We start from the raw sequence: 20,179 nt of genomic DNA on the forward strand, positions 1-20,179 counted from the left end.
AGCGGACTTCTATACCGCGTATCGCACCCTCTCCGCCTTGGCCTCGGTGGGCTGGTGCTGTGGATGGGCATGGGGCTGGCAGCAGATCGCATAACAGATCCACATAGTCGGGACGGATACGGATGCCCGCCCCGACAGACACCCACGACAGAAGAAAGCCCCTCGCCTTATGTGCCCCCCTTGGCACTTCCTTGGCACTTCCTTGGCACTTCCTTGGCACCCCCTTGGCAATCCCTTGGCAATCCCTTGGCAGTCACGGGGGACACGCCTGGCGATCATTTGTCAGTGATTACTGACCAGCGAAGGCTGTTTCACATTCGTCCCCTCCGGTAATCGACCTCCTGTAATCTACTTCCATTCGCGAACTTTTACTCGTGCTTAAACTCGTGCTTGAACTCGCGCAAGACCTGCACCTGTGCTCTAAGAAGGTATTTAAAATCTGCTGTAAGCGGTCACCTGTCCCCCTAGTCACCTGTCCCCCTAAAAGGTATGTCTGTTTGGGACATTGGAAATCCATGGGAACAGCCGTCCACGTCTCCCCCACATAAGTTGCTAACAGTTGCACACAGGGTTATCCAGTTAAATAAAGTTACCCACAGCTAGCGGCCAGCTAATGCACCGTTTGACTCGCCAAGAGGTTGCTATGCGGCTTCAGTGTGCGCAAAACCGGGGAAAAGCACCGGGGAATCACGGTGCGAAGGCGGGCATAACTTGAGAAAAGCGGAGGATGCGTGAAAGTTATCCCGTTCTTCCACAGGCCCCTACCACACTTGCACCCCCTCCCGGACAGTGCTTATAAGCAACCTAGCTACCATCCTAACCCTATGATTTTATTCGTTTTATTAGACTTACCCAGCGATTCCTGGCTCCCTAATAACAACATCAAATACATACATACTTTCTTCATGAGATATGTATAAGTTTTTTAATTAATAAGAAATCAGGCAAATGAAAAATGCGAGAGAGAAAACACAGGATCAGGAAGTGGAAAGAAAATTTGGCTGGAGCGGGGCTCGCTGTGAGTGGCGCCTTAACCCTACCGGCAATCGCTGAGGAAAGATTGCCGGACGGTGCCGACTGGCTATAAAATGTGCGCCCTTTTCTCCAGTGGCAGTACTGATGGACTACCCCAAGCAATATGACGTGATCGTGATCGGCGGCGGACATGCCGGTACCGAGGCCTCGCTGGCGGCCGCACGCATAGGGGCGTCAACGCTGCTGCTGACCCATAACATCGAGACCCTGGGGCAGATGTCCTGCAACCCCGCCATCGGCGGCATCGGCAAAAGCCATCTTGTCAAAGAGGTGGACGCTCTAGGCGGCGCCATGGCCGCAGCGACGGATCTGTCCGGCATACAGTTTCGCGTACTGAATGCGCGCAAGGGTCCGGCCGTGCGCGCCACCCGCGCCCAAGCCGATCGGGCACTGTACCGCAGCGCCATCCGCGCCATCCTCGAGCGGCAGAAGAACCTGGAGATTTTCCAGCAGGCCGCCGACGACCTCATTGTCGAGGGGGATCGAGTGGTGGGGGTCGTCACCAATGCAGGTGTCCGCTTTCGCGGCAAGACGGTGGTGATCACCGCCGGAACCTTTCTCGGCGGGCGCATTCATATCGGGCTCGACAGTCACTCCGGTGGCCGCGCCGGCGACCCGCCATCCATCGCCCTGGCCGAACGCCTGCGCGAACTGCCCTTTCGGGTCGAGCGTCTGAAGACCGGCACGCCGCCGCGTATCGATGCGCGTTCGGTGGACTTCAATGTGATGGAGGAGCAGTGGGGCGACAGCCCGATCCCCGTCATGTCGTACCTGGGCCGGCGTGAACAGCACCCGCAGCAGGTGTGCTGCTGGATTACCCATACCAACAGCGGCACCCACGAGATTATTCACGCTGGGCTCGACCGCTCCCCCATGTACTCCGGGGTGATCGAGGGCGTGGGGCCGCGCTACTGCCCGTCCATCGAAGACAAGGTGCACCGCTTCGCCGACAAGGACAGTCACCAGATCTTTGTCGAGCCGGAAGGCCTGACCACCAACGAGCTGTACCCCAACGGTATCTCCACCAGCCTGCCCTTCGATGTACAGATTGCCCTGGTGCAGAGCATCCGTGGCTTCGAGCAGGCGCATATCACGCGCCCCGGCTACGCCATTGAATACGACTTTTTCGACCCCCGCGACCTGATGCCGTCGCTGGAGACAAAGTTTATTCAGGAGCTCTACTTCGCCGGTCAGATCAATGGCACCACCGGCTATGAAGAGGCCGCTGCGCAGGGGCTGTTGGCGGGCGCCAACGCCGCATTGCGGGCGCAGGAGCGCGATGCCTGGTGCCCCCGCCGCGATCAGGCCTACCTGGGGGTTCTGGTGGATGACCTCATCACCACCGGCACCAAAGAGCCCTACCGCATGTTCACCAGTCGCGCCGAATACCGCCTGCTGCTGCGCGAGGACAACGCCGATTTGCGCCTGACGGAAAAAGGCCGCGAGCTGGGGCTTGTGGACGATGCGCGCTGGCAGGCGTTTGCCGACAAGCGCGAGGCGATCGAGCGCGAGACCCAGCGTTTGCGCGAAACCTGGGTGCACCCGAACACGCCGCAGGCCGCCAGCGCCGAGGCCAGGCTGCCGCAGCCACTGGCCCGCGAGTACAGCCTGATGGACCTGCTGCGCCGGCCCGAGCTGGGCTATGGCGATGTCGCAGGCCTCAAGGGCGAGGCAGTTGCCGACGAGCAGGTGGCGGAACAGGTGGAGATTTCCGCCAAGTACGCCGGCTATATCGACCGCCAGCGCGACGAGATCGAGCGCCTGCGGGCCTATGAGGACACGCCGATACCCACCGACTTCGATTACAGCGAAGTTTCCGGGCTCTCCAGCGAGGTCAAGCAGAAGCTCGCGGATGCGCGCCCCGATACCCTCGCCCGCGCCTCCAGGGTGCCCGGCGTGACGCCGGCGGCGGTTTCCCTGCTGCTGATCCAGCTGAAAAAGCGCGGTCTGCTGGCACGCAAGAAAGCGGTTTAGGGGAGGTTCGGCTTGTCACAGATGGAATCTTTCCGCCCCCGCCTGGTGGCGGCGGCCGCACAGATGTCGGTTGCTCTAACTGAGCAGCAGCAGACCCTGCTGCTGGAATATCTGGCGATGTTTGCGCGCTGGAATGCCGCTTACAACCTCTCGGCCGTGCGCGATCCGGCGGAGATGCTGGAGCGCCATATCATCGACAGTCTGAGCGTGGTCAACCTGTGCGGCGATGCGGCAGAGCCGCTGATCGACGTGGGCAGCGGTGGCGGCCTGCCGGGGATACCCCTGGCCATCGTGCACCCTGAGCGCGCGATTACCCTGCTCGACAGCAATGGCAAGAAAACCCGCTTCCTGTTCCAGGTGGCGTGCCAGCTGCCACTGCCCAATGTGCAGGTGGTCAATGAGCGCCTGGAGGCCTATCGCCCCGCCGCCCCCTTTGCTGCCGTGACCTCGAGAGCCTTTGCCTCCATCGATGACATGGTGCGCGGAAGTGAGCACTTGCTCGCGGCTGGCGGCAAGTTTTACGCCATGAAAGGCAAGTATCCCGAAGATGAGTTGAGTGCACTTCCAAAAGCGATTAAGGTCGAGCGGGTGCATACCCTATCGGTACCGGGTTGCGATGCGGATCGCCACCTTATCGTTTTGAGCCGCGCCCCAGAAAGCGGCGGCCAGGCGTAATTCCCGCGAACCACGACTCCTGTTTCCAAGACCTGCGCACTCCTCGGACCGGGCTGTGAAGCCTGGTACACAGTTCGCAACGCGAGCGGCATCCGGGCAGAGCGCCTTAGGGACAACAAAGGATTAAAACCTTGAGCAAGATATTCGCAGTGGCCAACCAGAAAGGCGGAGTGGGCAAGACCACCACCTGCGTCAATCTGGCCGCTTCACTCGTCGCCAGCAAGCGCCGTGTGCTCCTGGTCGATCTCGATCCCCAGGGCAATGCCACCATGGGCAGTGGTGTGGATAAGAGCGAACTGCAGCTCTCCACCTACGATGTACTGGTCGATGGCCTGCCCGCGCGCAAGGCCATTGTCCCCACCGAGAGCGGTTACGACCTGCTGCCCGCCAACGGCGATCTGTCCGCGGCGGAAGTCGAATTGCTGGATATGGACGCGCGGGAATCGCGCCTGCGCCGCGCGCTGCGCGATGAGCACGACAACTACGATTACATCGTGGTGGACTGCCCGCCATCTCTGAACATGCTCACCGTCAACGCCCTCTGCGCCGCCAGCGGTGTGCTGATCCCGATGCAGTGCGAATACTACGCCCTCGAAGGTCTGTCGGCACTGATCGACACCATCACTCAGATTCAGCACGCCGCCAATCCCGAGTTGAAGATCGAGGGCATCCTGCGCACCATGTACGATCCCCGCAACAGTCTCACCAGCGACGTGTCCGAGCAGCTATCCGAATACTTTGGTGAGCGCCTCTACCGCACCTGCATCCCGCGCAACGTGCGCCTCGCCGAGGCCCCGAGCTATGGCAAGCCGGCGCTGGATTACGACCGCCACTCCAAGGGCGCCATCGCCTATCTGGCACTGGCCGGCGAGATGACCCGTCGTCACGGTGCCGGACGCAACGCCAGCCAGGCCGCTCCCGTCGCGCAAGCCGTTTAACAGAGGTAAATCATATGGCCAGCCGGCGTAAAGGTTTGGGCAGAAACCTATCCCATCTCATCAGTGGCGAGGCCAGTCAGGCGATCGCCATGGCCACTGGCGAAGGGGTCGACTCCATCGACGGCGAACTGCGCGAGCTGCCGATCGAGTTTCTGCAGCGCGGGCGCTATCAGCCCCGTAGGGATTTCCCGCAGGAGTCATTGCAGGAGCTGGCCGATTCCATCCGCATGCAGGGCATCATGCAGCCGATCGTGGTGCGCCCGGTGGGGGAAAAATTCGAGATCATTGCCGGCGAACGCCGCTGGCGGGCCGCCCAGCTGGCCGAGCTGGACCGCGTGCCGGCGCTGGTTCGGGACGTGCCGGATGAGGCCGCGGTGGCCATGGCGCTGATCGAAAACATCCAGCGCGAAGACCTCAACCCGGTCGAGGAGGCCTCCGCCCTCAAGCGCCTGCAGGATGAGTTCGAACTGACCCAGCAGCAGGTGGCGGAGGCTGTGGGCAAATCCCGCACCGCCGTTACCAACCTGCTGCGGCTTTTGAGCCTCACCGACGAGGTGCGTACCTTCCTCGAGCGCGGCGACCTCGAGCTTGGTCACGCCAAGGCCCTGCTGGGGCTCGGCGGTGAACCTCAGCGCGCGGCGGCGCGTCAGGTGGTCGACCGCGGCCTCACCGTGCGCCAGACCGAAGCGCTGGTGCGTCGCCTGCAGCAGCAGGCGCACACCCCGGCAGCGGCCAAACCCAAGGAAGACCCCAACATCCGCCGCCTCAGCGAGCGCCTGTCTGAGAAGGTCGGCGTCCCCGTGAGCATTGACTGCAACGACAAGGGCGCGGGACGACTGGTGCTGAAATACAGCAGCCTCGACGAGTTGCAGGGTATCCTCGGTCACCTCGGTTACAGTGAGGATTGATCTTCGCGCTTGGCGCGGGTGACCCTCCACTCCCTCCCGCTCCACGCTCCAATCTGGTGCGCCAGCAGTGACCTGAAGGGGCTCCGACAGGGGCTGATCGGTCGATAAAAACCGCTGAAATTTAAACAACTTGACGGCATTTGCCGGTTGAACCGGCGATGCTGTTGCTCCTATAATTCGCTCGCCCAAAATTTGGGCGGACAGCGCTAATATTGGCCGGCTTGGCCCCGCCTATGTCAAAACCCCCGGTATTGAAAATTGCCGCGGTACAGCTGCTGCTGGTATCGCTGGCGAGTGCGGCCTGGTACTTGCTGGGCAACCCGGTGACGGCGCTGTCGATATTTCTGGGTGGCGCGCTCTGTGCGCTGCCGAACGCATATTTTGCTCTGCGCGCCTTCCGCCACAGTGGCGCCCGCGCAGCCTCCCGGGTAGTCGAGTCCTTCTACCGGGCAGAGACCGGCAAGTTTGTCCTGACCCTGTGCGGGTTTGCGGCGGTATTTGTAGCGGTCCGGCCGATTAACGCGGCCGCTCTGTTTATCAGCTACAGCCTCTGTGTGATCGTGCAGTGGCTGTTGGTGGCGCGACTGGTCCGCTGACCGGCGCCGAAAAGAATTCTTACTTTGACGATTGCTGAGGAACTATGGCAGGCGAAGCTCAAACCGCGACGGAGTATATCCAACACCACCTGCAGAACATGGCGTACGGCAAACTGCCGGCCGGCTATACCCGCGATGACGGGACTGTTTTGCATGAGAGTACCTGGACGCTCGCACACTCCTCCCAGGAAGCCGCCGATATGGGCTTCTGGGCGATTCACCTCGACACCCTCGGCTGGTCCATCGTGCTGGGTGCGCTGTTCTGTTTCCTGTTCGCCCGCGGCGCCAAGCGTGCCACCAGTGGTGTGCCCACGGGGCTGCAGAGCTTTGTGGAGATGGTCACCGAGTTTGTTGACAAGCTGGTGAAGGAAACCTTCCCGCACCGCAACAGCATGGTGGCGCCAATGGCGCTGACCATCTTTGTGTGGGTGTTCCTGATGAACCTGATGGACCTGATCCCGGTTGACTGGCTGCCCATGGCTGCCGCCGGCATTTCCGGCAACCCGCACCTGTACTTCAAAGTGGTACCCACCACCGATCTCAACGCCACTCTCGGTATGGCGCTGGCGGTATTCGCGCTGATGCTGTTCTTCAGCGTGAAGGAAAAGGGGCCGATCGGTTTCATCAAGGAGCTGACCCTGCACCCGTTCCACTCCGGCAGGTGGTATATCGATATTTTCCTGATCCCCTTCAACTTCCTGTTGGAAGCGGTTTCCCTGCTGGCCAAGCCGGTATCTCTTGGCCTGCGACTGTTCGGCAACCTCTACGCCGGTGAGATGATCTTCATCCTGATTGCGATCGTGTTCGGGGTGGGTGTACTCGGCTTTATTGGTGCCGGCTTCCTGCAGATGGGCTGGGCGATTTTCCACATCCTGGTAATCACCCTGCAGGCATTTGTGTTCATGGTGCTCACCACCGTGTACATGGCCATGGCCCATGACCGGGAAGAAGAACATAAAAACGATCACTGATTTTTCGACAGTTACTTTTCATTAACCTTTAAATAAACTCTTAACTTATAGATGGAGATTACAATGGAAGCACTTGGTCTGGTTTACATCGCGAGCGCACTGCTGATTGGTCTGGGCGCACTGGGTACTGCGATCGGTTTCGGTACTCTGGGTGGCAAACTGCTGGAAGGTTCTGCTCGTCAGCCGGAACAGGCGCCTGCTCTGCAGGGCAAAATGTTCCTGATGGCGGGTCTGCTCGACGCCGTTCCGATGATCGGTGTTGGTATTGCCATGTACCTGATCTTCGCGGTTGCTCCTGGTCTGGCTGGTTAATTCCATCGTTCCAATTGCCCTTAACCCTTTTTAAAGAGCAAGAGGTGTCGGTGTGAATATCAACCTGACTCTAATCGGCCAGTCGATTACATTTCTGGCTTTCGTATGGTTCTGCTGGAAGTTCGTTTGGCCGCCCCTGCTGGGCGTGATGAAAGAGCGCGAGCAGAAGATCGCAGCGGGCCTCGAAGAGGCGGAGCGTGCAGGCAAGGACCTGGAGCTGGCGCAGCGCAAAGCAGCTGAGCAACTCAAGGAAGCCAAAGAGCAAGCGGCCGAAATCATCGATGGTGCCAACAAGCGCGCCAATCAGATTATCGATGAAGCCAAGCAGGCAGCGCTCGCCGAAGGCGATCGTCTGAAGGCCGCCGCCCAGGCTGAGATCGAACAGGAAGTGAACCGTGCCAAGGAGCAGCTGCGCAGCCGCGTAGCCGAGCTGTCCGTGGCCGGTGCTGAAAAAATCCTGTCGATCAATATCGATGCCAAGGCCCACGACGATCTGATCGATAAACTGGCAGCCGAGCTGTAAGCGAGGAACCCCAATGGCGGAACTCAGCACACTGGCCCGGCCATACGCCAAAGCAGCCTTTGCCTATGCGCAGCAAGCCTCCGACCTCTCCGGTTGGAGCGCTGCGCTGGCTACTGCAGCCGCGGTCAGCCAAAGCGAGAAAGTGAGTGAGTTGCTGGAAAATCCGCAGCTCACCAGCGAACAACGCGCAGACATATTCCTGTCCATCATTTCCGATGATCTCAGCGAATCCGGTAAGAACTTTATTCGGTTGCTGGCGGAAAACCACCGCCTGCCTCTGTTGCCGGAAATTTCCGCGCTGTTCGAAGAACTGAAAGCACAAGCGGAGTCCACGCTCGAAGTGGAAGTCGTGTCGGCTCGAGCCCTCAGTGATGCCCAGGCGGCTGAGCTGACCAAGGCGCTCGGCAACAAGTTCGGACGCGAAGTACACCTGCACAGCTCGGTCGATGAAACCCTGCTGGGTGGCGCCATCGTGCGCGCCGGTGACACAGTGATCGATGGCACGGTGCGCGGTCGACTGGCGAAACTCGCCGAGGCGATGAACTCCTAATTACTTTCCTAAGCATTTAGGAACTTGAGGAACAGAGCATGCAGCAACTGAATCCCTCTGAGATCAGTGAAATTATCAAGAGCCGCATCGAAAATCTCGATGTGAGCACTCAGGCCCAGAATGAGGGCACTATCGTTTCCGTATCCGACGGTATCATCCGTATTCACGGCCTGGCTGACGCCATGTACGGTGAGATGATCGAGTTCGAAGGCGGTGTCTTCGGTATGGCATTGAACCTGGAGCGCGACTCCGTTGGTGCCATTGTACTGGGCGACTACAAGTCTCTGGCGGAAGGCCAGAAGTGTCGCTGCACCGGCCGCATTCTCGAGACCCCGGTGGGTCCCGAGCTGCTGGGCCGCGTGGTGGACGCGCTGGGCAACCCGATCGACGGTAAGGGTCCGCTGAATACCAAGCTGACCGACGCGGTGGAAAAAGTGGCCCCCGGCGTAATCGCCCGTCAGTCCGTTGATCAGCCGGTACAGACTGGTCTGAAAGCGGTAGACACCATGATCCCCATCGGCCGTGGCCAGCGTGAGCTGATCATTGGCGACCGCCAGATCGGTAAGACCGCTGTGGCGATCGATGCGATCATCAACCAGAAAGGCACTGGCATTAAGTGTATCTACGTTGCCATCGGCCAGAAGCAATCCTCCATTGCCAACGTCGTGCGCAAGCTGGAAGAGCACGGTGCGATGGACCACACCATCGTGGTTGCCGCCGGCGCCGCTGACCCGGCCGCTATGCAGTTCCTTGCTCCGTATGTCGGCTGCACCATGGGTGAGTACTTCCGCGATCGCGGTGAAGACGCCTTGATCATTTACGATGACCTCACCAAGCAGGCCTGGGCTTACCGCCAGATCTCCCTGCTGCTGAAGCGCCCGCCGGGCCGCGAAGCCTACCCCGGTGACGTTTTCTATCTGCACTCCCGTCTGCTGGAGCGCGCCGCTCGCGTCAACGCCGAGTACGTGGAGAAGTTCACCAACGGTGAAGTGAAAGGCAAGACCGGCTCTCTGACCGCGCTGCCGATCATCGAAACCCAGGCTGGCGACGTTTCCGCGTTCGTACCGACCAACGTGATCTCCATCACCGACGGTCAGATCTTCCTGGAAACCGACCTGTTCAACGCCGGTGTGCGCCCGGCCATCAACCCGGGTATCTCCGTATCCCGCGTAGGTGGTGCCGCCCAGACCAAGGTGATCAAGAAACTGTCCGGCGGTATCCGTACCGCACTGGCCCAGTACCGTGAACTGGCGGCCTTCTCCCAGTTCGCTTCAGATCTGGATGAGGCCACCAAGGCTCAGCTGGACCACGGTGAGCGTGTCACCGAGCTGATGAAGCAGAAGCAGTACTCGCCGATGTCCATCGCGGAAATGGCGGTTTCTGTTTACGCCGCCGACAAGGGTTACCTGAACGACGTGGAAGTTGCCAAAGTGCTCGACTTCGAATCCGCCCTGCTCGCTTACATGAACAGCGAACACGCAGAGCTGATGGAGAAGGTCAACAGCACCGGCGCCTACGACGACGAAATCGATGCGGCCTTCAAGGGCGCCATCGAGAAGTTCAAGGCTACCGGTAGCTGGTAATTCCGCCTTCCGCCCTCCCCTCGCTGGTGAGGGCGGAGGTTAGGGAAGAAACGAGCAAAAAGGTAAAACACTATGGCAGGCGGAAAAGAAGTACGCACGAAAATTGCCAGCATCAAGAGCACGCAGAAAATCACCTCGGCCATGGAAATGGTTGCGGCGAGCAAGATGCGCAAGGCTCAGGATCGCATGGCACTGGGGCGTCCTTACGCCCAGCGCATACGCCAGGTGATCGGCCATGTCGCCAACGCCTCGGCGGAATACCAGCACATCTACCTGCAGGAGCGTGAAGCCAAGCGGGTGGGTTATATCCTGGTATCCACCGACCGCGGTCTCTGTGGTGGCCTGAACATCAATATGTTCAAGGCGGCCATTCGCGATATGCAGGCCTGGTCTGAAAAAGGCGTGGATGTCGAGGTTTGTGCAGTTGGTAACAAGGCTGCCGGCTTCTTCAGCAGTATCGGCGCCAAGGTGGTGGCTGCCCTGCGCGATGTAGGCGACAACCCACAGGCCGGCAAACTGGTCGGCTCCGTCAAGGTAATGATGGATCGTTTCGCCGATGGCGAAATCGATCGTCTGTTCCTCGTGTCCAACGAGTTCGTCAACACCATGTCCCAGAAGCCGCGTGTAGAGCAGTTGCTGCCGCTGCCCAGGGATGAGGACGAAGAGCTGAGTCACAGCTGGGACTACCTCTACGAGCCAGAACCCGTGGAGCTGCTGGATGGTTTGCTGGCTCGTTACATCGAGTCGCAGGTTTATCAGGCTGTGGTTGAAAACAAGGCCTGCGAGCAGGCCGCGCGGATGATCGCGATGAAGAGCGCCACGGATAATGCCGGCGAGCTGATCGATGCGTTGCAGTTGGTTTACAACAAGGCGCGTCAGGCGGCCATTACCCAGGAACTGTCTGAGATTGTAGGCGGCGCCGCAGCGGTATAAGGCGACGCGACAGCTCCAGCCCTAGGGCCGATGAAAGAATTGAAAGTTGAGGATCCGGAAATGAGTAACGGGCAAATTGTGCAAGTTATCGGGGCGGTAATCGACGTGGAATTCCCGCGTGATTCCGTACCGAAGGTATACGACGCACTCGTGGTTGAGGACAAGAACCTCACCATGGAAGTGCAGCAGCAGTTGGGCGACGGTGTGGTTCGCGCTATCGCCATGGGTTCTTCCGAGGGTATCTCCCGCGGTCTGCCGGTGAAGAACACCGGCGCGCCGGTCTCCGTACCGGTTGGCACCGAGACCCTGGGTCGCATCATGGATGTACTGGGCAACCCGATCGACGAATGTGGTCCGATCGGTGAAAAAGAGCGTGCCTCCATCCACCGCGCGGCGCCCACCTACGAAGAGCAGTCCAACTCCACCGAACTGCTGGAAACCGGCATCAAGGTTATCGACCTGGTTTGCCCGTTCGCCAAGGGTGGTAAGGTCGGCCTGTTCGGCGGTGCCGGCGTGGGCAAGACCGTAAATATGATGGAACTCATCAACAACATCGCCACCGAGCACAGCGGTCTGTCCGTGTTCGCAGGTGTTGGTGAGCGTACCCGGGAAGGTAACGACTTCTACTTTGAGATGCAGGAAGCCGGCGTTGTAAACGTCGAGAACTTCTCCGAGTCCAAGGTAGCGATGGTTTACGGCCAGATGAACGAGCCGCCCGGTAACCGTCTGCGTGTTGCCCTGACCGGCCTGACCATGGCGGAAAAATTCCGTGACGAAGGCCGTGACGTACTGTTGTTCGTCGACAACATCTACCGTTACACCCTGGCCGGTACCGAAGTATCCGCACTGCTCGGCCGTATGCCGTCCGCGGTAGGTTACCAGCCGACTCTGGCGGAAGAGATGGGCGTACTGCAGGAGCGTATTACCTCCACCAAGACCGGCTCCATCACCTCTATCCAGGCGGTATACGTACCCGCGGACGACCTTACCGACCCGTCTCCGGCTACCACCTTCGCGCACTTGGACTCCACCGTAGTACTGAGCCGCGATATTGCCGCCAAGGGTATCTACCCGGCTGTAGATCCGCTGGACTCCACCTCGCGTCAGCTGGATCCGCTGGTAATCGGCCAGGAGCACTACGAAGTAGCTCGCGGCGTACAGTCCGTACTGCAGCGCTACAAAGAGCTGAAAGACATCATCGCCATCCTGGGTATGGACGAGCTGTCCGAGGAAGACAAGCAGATCGTGGCCCGTGCCCGTAAGATCGAGCGTTTCCTGTCCCAGCCCTTCCACGTTGCGGAAGTATTTACCGGCGCGCCGGGCAAATACGTCTCCCTCAAGGAAACCATCCGTGGCTTCCAGGGCATCCTCAACGGCGATTACGACCACCTGCCGGAGCAGGCGTTCTACATGGTCGGCACCATCGACGAAGCTGTCGAGAAAGCCAACAAGGCCAAGTAAGCGCTGAAGTTCGCGGTCCCGCTCAGTGGCGGGGCCCGGATTTCTTCGGGCAATTAACAGAGAACGAGGTAGCCTTATGGCTATGACTGTACATTGCGACATTGTAAGCGCTGAGCAATCCCTCTTCTCCGGCCTGGTGGAGATGGTGATCGTGAGTGGTGTCGAGGGTGAGCTGGGAATTTCCTACGGCCACGCCCAGCTGCTGACCGCCCTCAAGCCCGGACCGGTGCGCATCATCAAGCCCGGTGGTGAAGAAGAGGTACTGTTCGTCAGCGGTGGTTACGCTGAAGTTCAGCCCAATATTGTCACCATTCTGGCGGATATCGCCGAGCGCGAGATTGACGAAGAGTCCGCGCAAAAGGCCCGTGAAGAAGCCTCTCACGCCCTTCACAAAGCGCCCTCCGAAGTGGACTACGCCCGCGTGTCCGCACAGCTGGCGGAAGCCGAAGCGCGTCTGCGCACCCTGCAGGCCATCCGCAAGGCCGCCGGCAAATAAACGCTTCCCGCTAAGCGATCAGAAAAAGCAGCTTCGGCTGCTTTTTTTGTGCCCTGAATATTTCTCTAAATAGGCCATAGCCCGTCTATTAATTCTGCCTCTCCAGATCATCCCCTTTTTCACACCACGGTAGCTTAAGCTGTAATCACCCCAGTTAGCGTGTCGGCCGTTGGCGCACAGTGCTTTGCGCATACGTGCGATGAATCACAAAAAAGACAAGCGGTGAAAAATATACCGGAAAGGCATTACGGGAAGCCTTTCCTGCACCGTTAAGGCTATAGGCGGCGGTGCTAGCGCCTCAGGTAGTAGAACAACTAACCGAGGGGTGATTAAGGATGATCAAAAAGAAACTGAACAAGGGAATGGTCTCTCCATTATCAGCGAGCGTCTCCACTGCGGTTTTGACTGCAGTACTCAGCCAGTGGTCAGTGGCACAGGGGGTTGAAGAAAACGTGGAGCTGTCAGAGCAGCAAGTAGTGCCATCGCTTGAGGCTAAAGAAGTTCCTAGCGAAAACAATGACGATGAGATGGAGCAGGTGGTGGTTACTGGCTCGCGATTGAAGCGCGATACCTTTTCCAGTATCGCGCCGCTGCAGATTATTGATACGGAGGGAAGCCGGGAAGCCGGTGCCATCGATACCTCTACCATTCTGCAAAATAGCGGTGCAGCCACGGGACAACAGGTTGACCTGACCTTTTCCGCCTATGTACTGGATAACGGCCCCGGGGCTTCTACGGTGGACTTGCGCGGCCTGGGAGCGGCCCGGACTTTGGTTCTACTCAACGGCCGCCGTCTCGCCCCGGCCGGGGTAGAAGGGGTACCGGTGGCACCGGACCTGAACCTGATCCCCGCCTCATTGGTACAGCAGTATGACCTTTTATTGGATGGTGCCTCTTCCATTTATGGTTCCGATGCGGTCGCCGGGGTGACCAATGTCATTCTGAAAAAAGATTTTGACGGTGTCGATTTTGAAGTATTCAACTCGACACCGTCGCAGGCAAACGGAGAATCGAATACGTTGAGCCTGGGTTGGGGGGAGAACTTTGATCGCGGGTTTATCGGCATGGGCCTGGAATATTTTGAGCAAAGTGCGGTAACACTGGCGGATCGGGAATGGACAGATGGCTGCGCCACCAACTATGAAATCGGCACCGATGGCAGGATCTACACGCAGGATAATTTCTACAACACAACCTATGGTATGGATACATCTGATGGGTGCTCCGTGGATAACCTCGCGGCCCGTGTATCTGTGCCAGAAGCTGGGAGTATTTATTACACACCGGGAACCAGTAACGGTGGCTGGAACAACTTCTCTGAATCGAGCATGTTCGGCGCCATTGGCGTGGATGGGGATGGCGATGGGGTGACCGATATCAACTTCAGAGATTATGACATGAATGGTCGAGACCTGTTTGCCCACCTGCTGCCAAAACAGGAGCGAAGCAGTTTCTTGGCTTATGGTGAATATACCTTTGAAGGCGAAATGAACCTGACGCCCTTCTTCGAAACGCTTTATTCAAAGCGCGAAAACTATATTGATGGCGGCACTAGCTTTCTTTTCCCCGTGGTTCCCGCAGATAACCCCTTCAATATCTGTAATCCAAATGGCGTAAGAGGGGTGGATTGTGGCCTCGCCTATGACGCATTGCTACTCAATGCTAACTTTGCCAATCAGGTGGCTCAGTTATATGGGTTGACCCCGCAGCAGTTCCTGGATTTTAACATCTTAAATCTTTTCTCTGGCCCGTTAGGGCCGCAGCCTTCAACTCCAATAGTGTCGGTTCGTGGTGATCGAACTCAGACAGAAGTTGAAGTAGCACAGATGCGCCTTGTGACCGGTGTGCGGGGTGACCTGCCGATGTTGAATGTAGGGTCGATGTCCGATTGGAGTTTCGAGCTTACCGGCTCGATCACAAAATCCGATGGCAAGTCCAGCCGCTACGGTATTCGGGGAGATCGCCTGGTGCAGTCTCTGGAGACTACGGTTGAGGATTCCGGTAACCCAGGCACCTTTACTTGTACTCCGCTACCGGGAGAGGAAGTTTGTGTTCCGGTAGACATGTATGCGGATTCTCTCTATGAGGGTGTGGTTGGCGGTTTCGCTACCCGCGCTGAGCGGGATTACCTGTTTGATTCGCGGGATTTTGATACGGCTTATTACCAGACGATTTTCTCCCTGTACGCCACAGGCACCGTGGCCACCTTGCCGGCGGGAGATGTGGTAGTGGGATTGGGTGCGGAAATCCGTAATGATCGAATCAAGTCAACACCGGATGATGTTGCTCGCGATGGGCTTTTCTTTGGGTACTTTTCCGATGGTGGGGCCAATGGGGATAAGGATACCCGGGAGGCTTACGCTGAGCTGGAGATCCCGCTTCTTGCCGGCAGGCTGATGGCCGAGGAATTAACAACTAACCTCTCCATGCGTTACACCAAGGACGAGCTGTATGGGGGCGCGTGGACTGGTGCCGCGAAGCTGGCTTACCGGCCGGTGGACTCACTGCTGCTACGCTCCACGTTCGGTACTTCATACCGGGCTCCCAATTTGCGGGAAAACTTCATGAAATACCAGACCGGTTTCCAGAACGTTTTCGATCCCTGTTTAATCCCGGATTCGGCACTGGATGACCTAACTGGCGGTTACAATGCGGCACTGGATACCCGATCTCCAGAGGTGCTGGCCAACTGCCTGGCGAATGGGGTCGACCCCACGGCTATTGATAACGATGGATTCAACATCTACAGCGTTGAAATTGCGCGTTCCGGGGTAACGAATTTGAAGGAGGAGACCTCTGAATCCTTTACCGTGGGGTTTTCCTATGAGCAGCCATTTTTTGACGACTTCAGTCTGACCCTGGGAATGACCTATTACGATATTGAGATTGAGAACTCAATTATCGAGCCATCCGCACAGTTTCTGGTTAACGACTGCTACACCAACCCACAAGGTAACAGCGCTTTCTGCTCGCAATTAACCCGGAATCAGGATGGCCTCCTGAATGATATCGACGCCCTTTTCCTCAACAGGGATGGAGAGCTGGCTCGCGGAATTGACTACAACGTGCGATATGAGCAGCCGATTACCCTTTTGGGGGCACCAGTTGAACTGACCGTAAACCTCACCTTCAACCGTGTTCTGGAGCGTACACTCACCTACATAGGTAATGATGGTGTTGTGGACATTGAGGATTACACTGGAACCTTTGGATACCCGAAGTGGCAGGGCCGCGGGGAGTTTCGCGCTGAATACGGTGACTATCGATTTACATGGACAACCCGCTATCTGGGTAAAGTAGAGCAGGATGATATTTATGTGGATGAGTTCAGCGATATCTTCGACACCAATAAAACCGGCTTTACCTCGAATACCTGCATTGGTGCCGCCAACGGCGGGATAGATTGTCGTGATGTCGGCTTTGCCGATGATTACGTATTGCACACTGCATCATTTTATTACTACGGAGATACCTGGTCTGCGGGTCTTGGTATGCGTAATGTGCTCGATGAAAAACCGCCCCAGGTTGATGGTGATGAGATACTTTCTACCAATAATACCCCCATTGGCTATGGCTATGATGTGCAGGGCCGGCAAATGTTCCTGAACCTGCAAAAGACCTTCTAATCTGAGGATGCGCAAAAAATCCCGGATATTTACGGGCTTTTTTGCAAAAAATTTCCAATATATTTTCGAAATGGAAGTTGAAAATGGAAATAATGCGAAACTTGATTGTTGCGTTGGCGATTATGATCAGTCTTCCGGGTCAGGCAGAGACGAGTGAGCCGTACCCGATCGACTACTGGGCGCTCAGGGAAGTTATCAGTAATGTCGAGGTTTCTCCTGATGGCAAACATGTGGCGTTGCTGAAGATTCCGACAAAGGATGGCGACCCCATTATTGAGGTATACCCCACAGAAAACCTGGATGCCGATCCCTATCGCGTTGATTCAGACCCTATGGAAATCCAGCAGTTTTTCTGGGTCAGCAATGACGTTATCGGCATGCGCTTGCGCCAAAGGGTACGGGATCGGATTGAGGGCTTTAACCAGGGGGTCTATGAATACCTGTTGGCATCGGTGGATATCAGGCGCAACAAATTGAAGAAGTATGACCAGTTGGGTGCCGAAATGGAAAATGTTTTACCGGGTAAGCCGAACAAGATTATTTTTTCCTACCTGCCAGGGGGCGACAACAACCGCCTGGACGCCGCCTTTCGCCCCCGAACCTATTATGAGCTGAATCTTAAAACCGGTGCGAAAAAACTCCTGTTGCGCGGCAAGCTCGATATGGGCCAGGTTGAGTTCGATGGTAATGGCAATCCCTGGCTTGCCCGCGGTTTCGATATTGGCAAGGGTGAGCTGGTCTGGTATGAACGCCTGACAGACCGCGATCGCTGGACGGAGTTTCATCGGCAGGATGAAGACTCGTTCGAAACCTTTTCGGTACAGGGCTTCGATGTGGAGAAACCCCATATCCTGTTTGTTACCGCCAATAACGGCCATGACAAGGTGGGCCTGTGGGAGTACGACCTCAAGCGGGGAGAGTATGGCGAACTGGTTTACCGCCGTGAGGATGTCGATGTATCCGGGGTGCGCGTTCACAGCAACCGCTGGCAGGAGCCAGACCGCGTGTCGGGTGTTGTCTATGCCAAGGACAATTACACAGTGGAATATTTCGACGGCGTCGAGATGGCCACACAGCGACAGTTGGAACAGGTGGTGCCAAACAGTCATTACCTGCGAATCAACAGTCGCTCCCGGGATGGCGACAGCCTGACGGTCTATAACGTGGGTCCGCGTGATCCGGGTACTTATTATTTGCTGCACAAAGGGCGCTTCACCAAGCTGGGCAGCCGTCAGCCGCTGCTGGAAGCGGAAAATCTGGCCGATGTCCGCTATATCGAATACAAGGCCCGGGATGGCCACACTATTCCCGCCTACATGACCATTCCCAATGGCAAGCCACCCTTTCCGGCAATCGTTATGCCCCACGGAGGGCCCTTTGTCTCCGAGCTGGCCCTGTACGACGAGTGGGCGCAGATGCTGGCCAATAACGGCTATCTGGTGTTGCAGCCACAGTATCGTGGCTCCCGTGGACGGGGCCTGAAGCATTACACGTCGGCATTTATTGACGGTGGTCAGGGCGGCAAAAAAATGCAGGACGACAAGGATGACGGCATGCTCTATCTGGTGGAGCAGGGTTGGGCCGAGCCTGAGCGCCTGGCTATTTTCGGCTGGTCTTATGGAGGTTACGCAGCCCTGGTAGCGGCGAGCCGCGAAAAGCAGATCTACCAGTGCGCCATCGCCGGCGCGGCCGTGTCAGACAATCAGATGCAGGTCAACTACTACCGTACGCGCCTGCGTGGAGCGGGAAAAATCGAGCAGCTGAGCATGTGGGATGAAAGCATTTCACCCATTGAGGTGGTGGATAAGGTGAATATTCCCATTCTGTTGATTCACGGCGATCTGGACCAGCGGGTGCCTCCGGATCACGCGGAAAAGTATCGCAAGGCGCTGTTGGAGTTGGACAAGCCTTTCGAATATGTGGCACTGGAAGGCGCAGACCATTTCAGTAACACGCTTTTTTACCACCACCAGAAAACGCTGTATGAATCGATGCTTGCCTACCTGGAAGAGGATTGCGGTCCAGGCGGATTGTGATTTCCATCCGGCCCTGCTCCTTCACGCCTCTGGCGCTCCAGGGGGGAAGGAGCTTCCCTTGCTTCCCTTCCTGCTCTTTAGCGCTTGATGGATAGCGTGCCTGCAATTATTTACCTCCCCACCTCCCCACCTACCCACCTCCCCACCTACCCACCTACATAGGTTTTCTCCCGCTGCCATTTCCCAAAGCGGGAAACCCCGGTTTTAAGCAGGAATCCGCGCGAGCACTCTCCAATAAAAACTGCACACTACCGCTAGGGAAACCCGTCCCAAGCGGGGGATTGTTCGCACCAGCGCGGCATTCGCGCGCCTAAAGGATCAGGTTTCAGGCTCTGGCGCTGCGGTATCAACCGGCTGGCTGATAGACTGCCTCTATCGCCTGTGTGTAAGGTGGTTGGTATACCCGGTTCAGTTTCTTTCTCTTTGCGATCAGCAGCGGAGTTTATTGTGACGACGAATGCGCAACCCTGTATTGGCATTGCCCTCGGCAGCGGCGCGGCGAAGGGCTTTGCCCATATCGGCGTGCTCAGGGCACTGGAGGAAATGGGCATTCGTCCACAGGTGATCGCCGGTTCATCCATGGGCGCGTTTGTCGGTTCCGCCTACGCCGCGGGCTGCATGGACAAGCTGGAAGATTGGGTGAAACAGCTGGATAACTGGCGGGTTTTTTCGCTGCTGGATATCAACTGGTCGCTAAGTGGCGGAGTACTGGGGGGGAAGAAGCCTTTTCAGACCTTCTTCGAGGACTTTGCCTACCAGAACATCGAAGACCTGCCTGTGCCTTTCACCGCCGTGGCAACCGACCTCGACAGTGGTCAGGAGGTCTGGCTGCAGCAGGGAAACCTCAGCGATGCCGTGAGTGCTTCCTGCTCGATTCCCGGGCTGTTATCCCCCAAGCAGGTCGCGGGGCACTGGCTGGTGGACGGGGCGGTGGTGAACCCGGTACCGGTGAACGTGTGCCGGGCGATGGGCGCCACCTGCGTGATTGCGGTGGACGTCACCGAGGACGGCGCCGCAAAGCGTGAACGGCGCGGCGGTGAGGTGAAAAAACTCGCCAGTGAGCCGGGTGCTGCGGAGCTGGAAGATGGCGCTGACAGCGACAGCGAAGAGGCTGCGCCAGGGGTTGAGACAGGCGCTGTGAGCGGGGCGCCGCCGGCGCAGTCGCTGGACGAGCTGGCCGCGCAGCAAAGCGCATATCTCAACAGTTTGCTGCTGCAGGGGCGGGAACAGCTGGCGCAACTGAGCCAGAGATTCCGCAAAAGCGAAACCTACGCCCCCGGGGTGCTGGAAACCCTGACGACGGCCATTGAGATACTGGAACGCCGACACAAGCGCTCGCGGCTGATGGGCTCTCCGCCGGATGTGCTGATTATGCCGAAAGTGGGGGGGATTGCCGGTCTGGAATTTTCCCGCGCTGGCGAAGCGGTGGAAGCTGGCTATGCCGAGGTGCAGCGTGCCCGCACCTGGCTTGAGGATGTGGTACTGGGTTATTGAGCCCGCGACGTTCAACCTGACTGCGCACCTGATTCGCAGCGGTAAGCCTGGGCGTGCGCCCAAGCTCC

At 57.9% G+C, this 20,179-nt stretch carries 16 protein-coding genes; all 16 read left to right on the forward strand.

Annotation, left to right across the window (positions count from 1 at the left end; genetic code table 11):
* Window positions 1-1,119: 1,119 nt before the first annotated feature.
* The 16 genes from mnmG (at window position 1,120) to ABEA58_RS05995 (ending at window position 20,111) form a co-directional block, all read left to right on the forward strand.
* Window positions 1,120-3,009: a tRNA uridine-5-carboxymethylaminomethyl(34) synthesis enzyme MnmG gene (gene mnmG / locus ABEA58_RS05920; protein WP_345549727.1), complete on the forward strand. Its 1,890-nt coding sequence runs from the start codon at window positions 1,120-1,122 to the stop codon at window positions 3,007-3,009.
* A 21-nt stretch (window positions 3,010-3,030) separates the two neighbouring features.
* Window positions 3,031-3,684: a 16S rRNA (guanine(527)-N(7))-methyltransferase RsmG gene (gene rsmG, locus ABEA58_RS05925; RefSeq protein ID WP_345549858.1), complete on the forward strand. Its 654-nt coding sequence runs from the start codon at window positions 3,031-3,033 to the stop codon at window positions 3,682-3,684.
* A 131-nt stretch (window positions 3,685-3,815) separates the two neighbouring features.
* A complete protein-coding gene (locus tag ABEA58_RS05930; protein ID WP_345549729.1) occupies window positions 3,816-4,622 on the forward strand; it encodes a ParA family protein in 807 nt (268 codons plus the stop codon).
* A gap of 14 nt (window positions 4,623-4,636) precedes the next feature.
* Window positions 4,637-5,530, forward strand: a complete 894-nt coding sequence (locus ABEA58_RS05935) for a ParB/RepB/Spo0J family partition protein (RefSeq protein WP_345549731.1) — start codon at window positions 4,637-4,639, stop codon at window positions 5,528-5,530.
* A gap of 233 nt (window positions 5,531-5,763) precedes the next feature.
* Window positions 5,764-6,126 carry an ATP synthase subunit I gene (locus ABEA58_RS05940; protein ID WP_345549733.1) on the forward strand — a complete coding sequence of 121 codons (363 nt, stop codon included), beginning with the start codon at window positions 5,764-5,766 and terminating at the stop codon, window positions 6,124-6,126.
* Window positions 6,127-6,170: 44 nt separating this feature from the next.
* Complete coding sequence (gene atpB, locus ABEA58_RS05945; protein ID WP_345549735.1) at window positions 6,171-7,097, forward strand: F0F1 ATP synthase subunit A; 927 nt, start codon at window positions 6,171-6,173, stop codon at window positions 7,095-7,097.
* Window positions 7,098-7,160: 63 nt separating this feature from the next.
* The gene (atpE, locus tag ABEA58_RS05950) at window positions 7,161-7,409 is read left to right on the forward strand and encodes a F0F1 ATP synthase subunit C (RefSeq protein WP_067084854.1); all 249 of its coding nucleotides are present in this window, start codon (window positions 7,161-7,163) and stop codon (window positions 7,407-7,409) included.
* Between the two features lie 52 nt (window positions 7,410-7,461).
* The gene (locus ABEA58_RS05955) at window positions 7,462-7,932 is read left to right on the forward strand and encodes a F0F1 ATP synthase subunit B (protein WP_345549739.1); all 471 of its coding nucleotides are present in this window, start codon (window positions 7,462-7,464) and stop codon (window positions 7,930-7,932) included.
* A 13-nt stretch (window positions 7,933-7,945) separates the two neighbouring features.
* Window positions 7,946-8,482 carry a F0F1 ATP synthase subunit delta gene (locus ABEA58_RS05960; protein ID WP_345549741.1) on the forward strand — a complete coding sequence of 179 codons (537 nt, stop codon included), beginning with the start codon at window positions 7,946-7,948 and terminating at the stop codon, window positions 8,480-8,482.
* A gap of 38 nt (window positions 8,483-8,520) precedes the next feature.
* Window positions 8,521-10,065 carry a F0F1 ATP synthase subunit alpha gene (gene atpA, locus ABEA58_RS05965; RefSeq protein WP_345549743.1) on the forward strand — a complete coding sequence of 515 codons (1,545 nt, stop codon included), beginning with the start codon at window positions 8,521-8,523 and terminating at the stop codon, window positions 10,063-10,065.
* Window positions 10,066-10,137: 72 nt separating this feature from the next.
* Complete coding sequence (gene atpG, locus ABEA58_RS05970) at window positions 10,138-10,998, forward strand: F0F1 ATP synthase subunit gamma (RefSeq protein ID WP_345549744.1); 861 nt, start codon at window positions 10,138-10,140, stop codon at window positions 10,996-10,998.
* Window positions 10,999-11,058: 60 nt separating this feature from the next.
* Window positions 11,059-12,459: a F0F1 ATP synthase subunit beta gene (atpD, locus tag ABEA58_RS05975; protein WP_345549745.1), complete on the forward strand. Its 1,401-nt coding sequence runs from the start codon at window positions 11,059-11,061 to the stop codon at window positions 12,457-12,459.
* Between the two features lie 76 nt (window positions 12,460-12,535).
* Entirely contained in the window at window positions 12,536-12,955 is a 420-nt protein-coding gene (locus ABEA58_RS05980; protein WP_345549747.1) for a F0F1 ATP synthase subunit epsilon, read from the forward strand.
* Window positions 12,956-13,290: 335 nt separating this feature from the next.
* On the forward strand, window positions 13,291-16,581 hold the full coding sequence (locus ABEA58_RS05985) for a TonB-dependent receptor domain-containing protein (protein ID WP_345549748.1): 3,291 nt from the start codon (window positions 13,291-13,293) through the stop codon (window positions 16,579-16,581).
* An 83-nt stretch (window positions 16,582-16,664) separates the two neighbouring features.
* Window positions 16,665-18,617 carry an alpha/beta hydrolase family protein gene (locus ABEA58_RS05990; RefSeq protein ID WP_345549749.1) on the forward strand — a complete coding sequence of 651 codons (1,953 nt, stop codon included), beginning with the start codon at window positions 16,665-16,667 and terminating at the stop codon, window positions 18,615-18,617.
* 447 nt (window positions 18,618-19,064) lie between these two features.
* The gene (locus ABEA58_RS05995) at window positions 19,065-20,111 is read left to right on the forward strand and encodes a patatin-like phospholipase family protein (RefSeq protein WP_345549751.1); all 1,047 of its coding nucleotides are present in this window, start codon (window positions 19,065-19,067) and stop codon (window positions 20,109-20,111) included.
* The last annotated feature ends 68 nt before the right edge of the window (window positions 20,112-20,179 follow it).

Origin of the sequence: Microbulbifer aestuariivivens (genome assembly GCF_039545115.1) — a bacterium.
Classification (GTDB): domain Bacteria; phylum Pseudomonadota; class Gammaproteobacteria; order Pseudomonadales; family Cellvibrionaceae; genus Microbulbifer; species Microbulbifer aestuariivivens.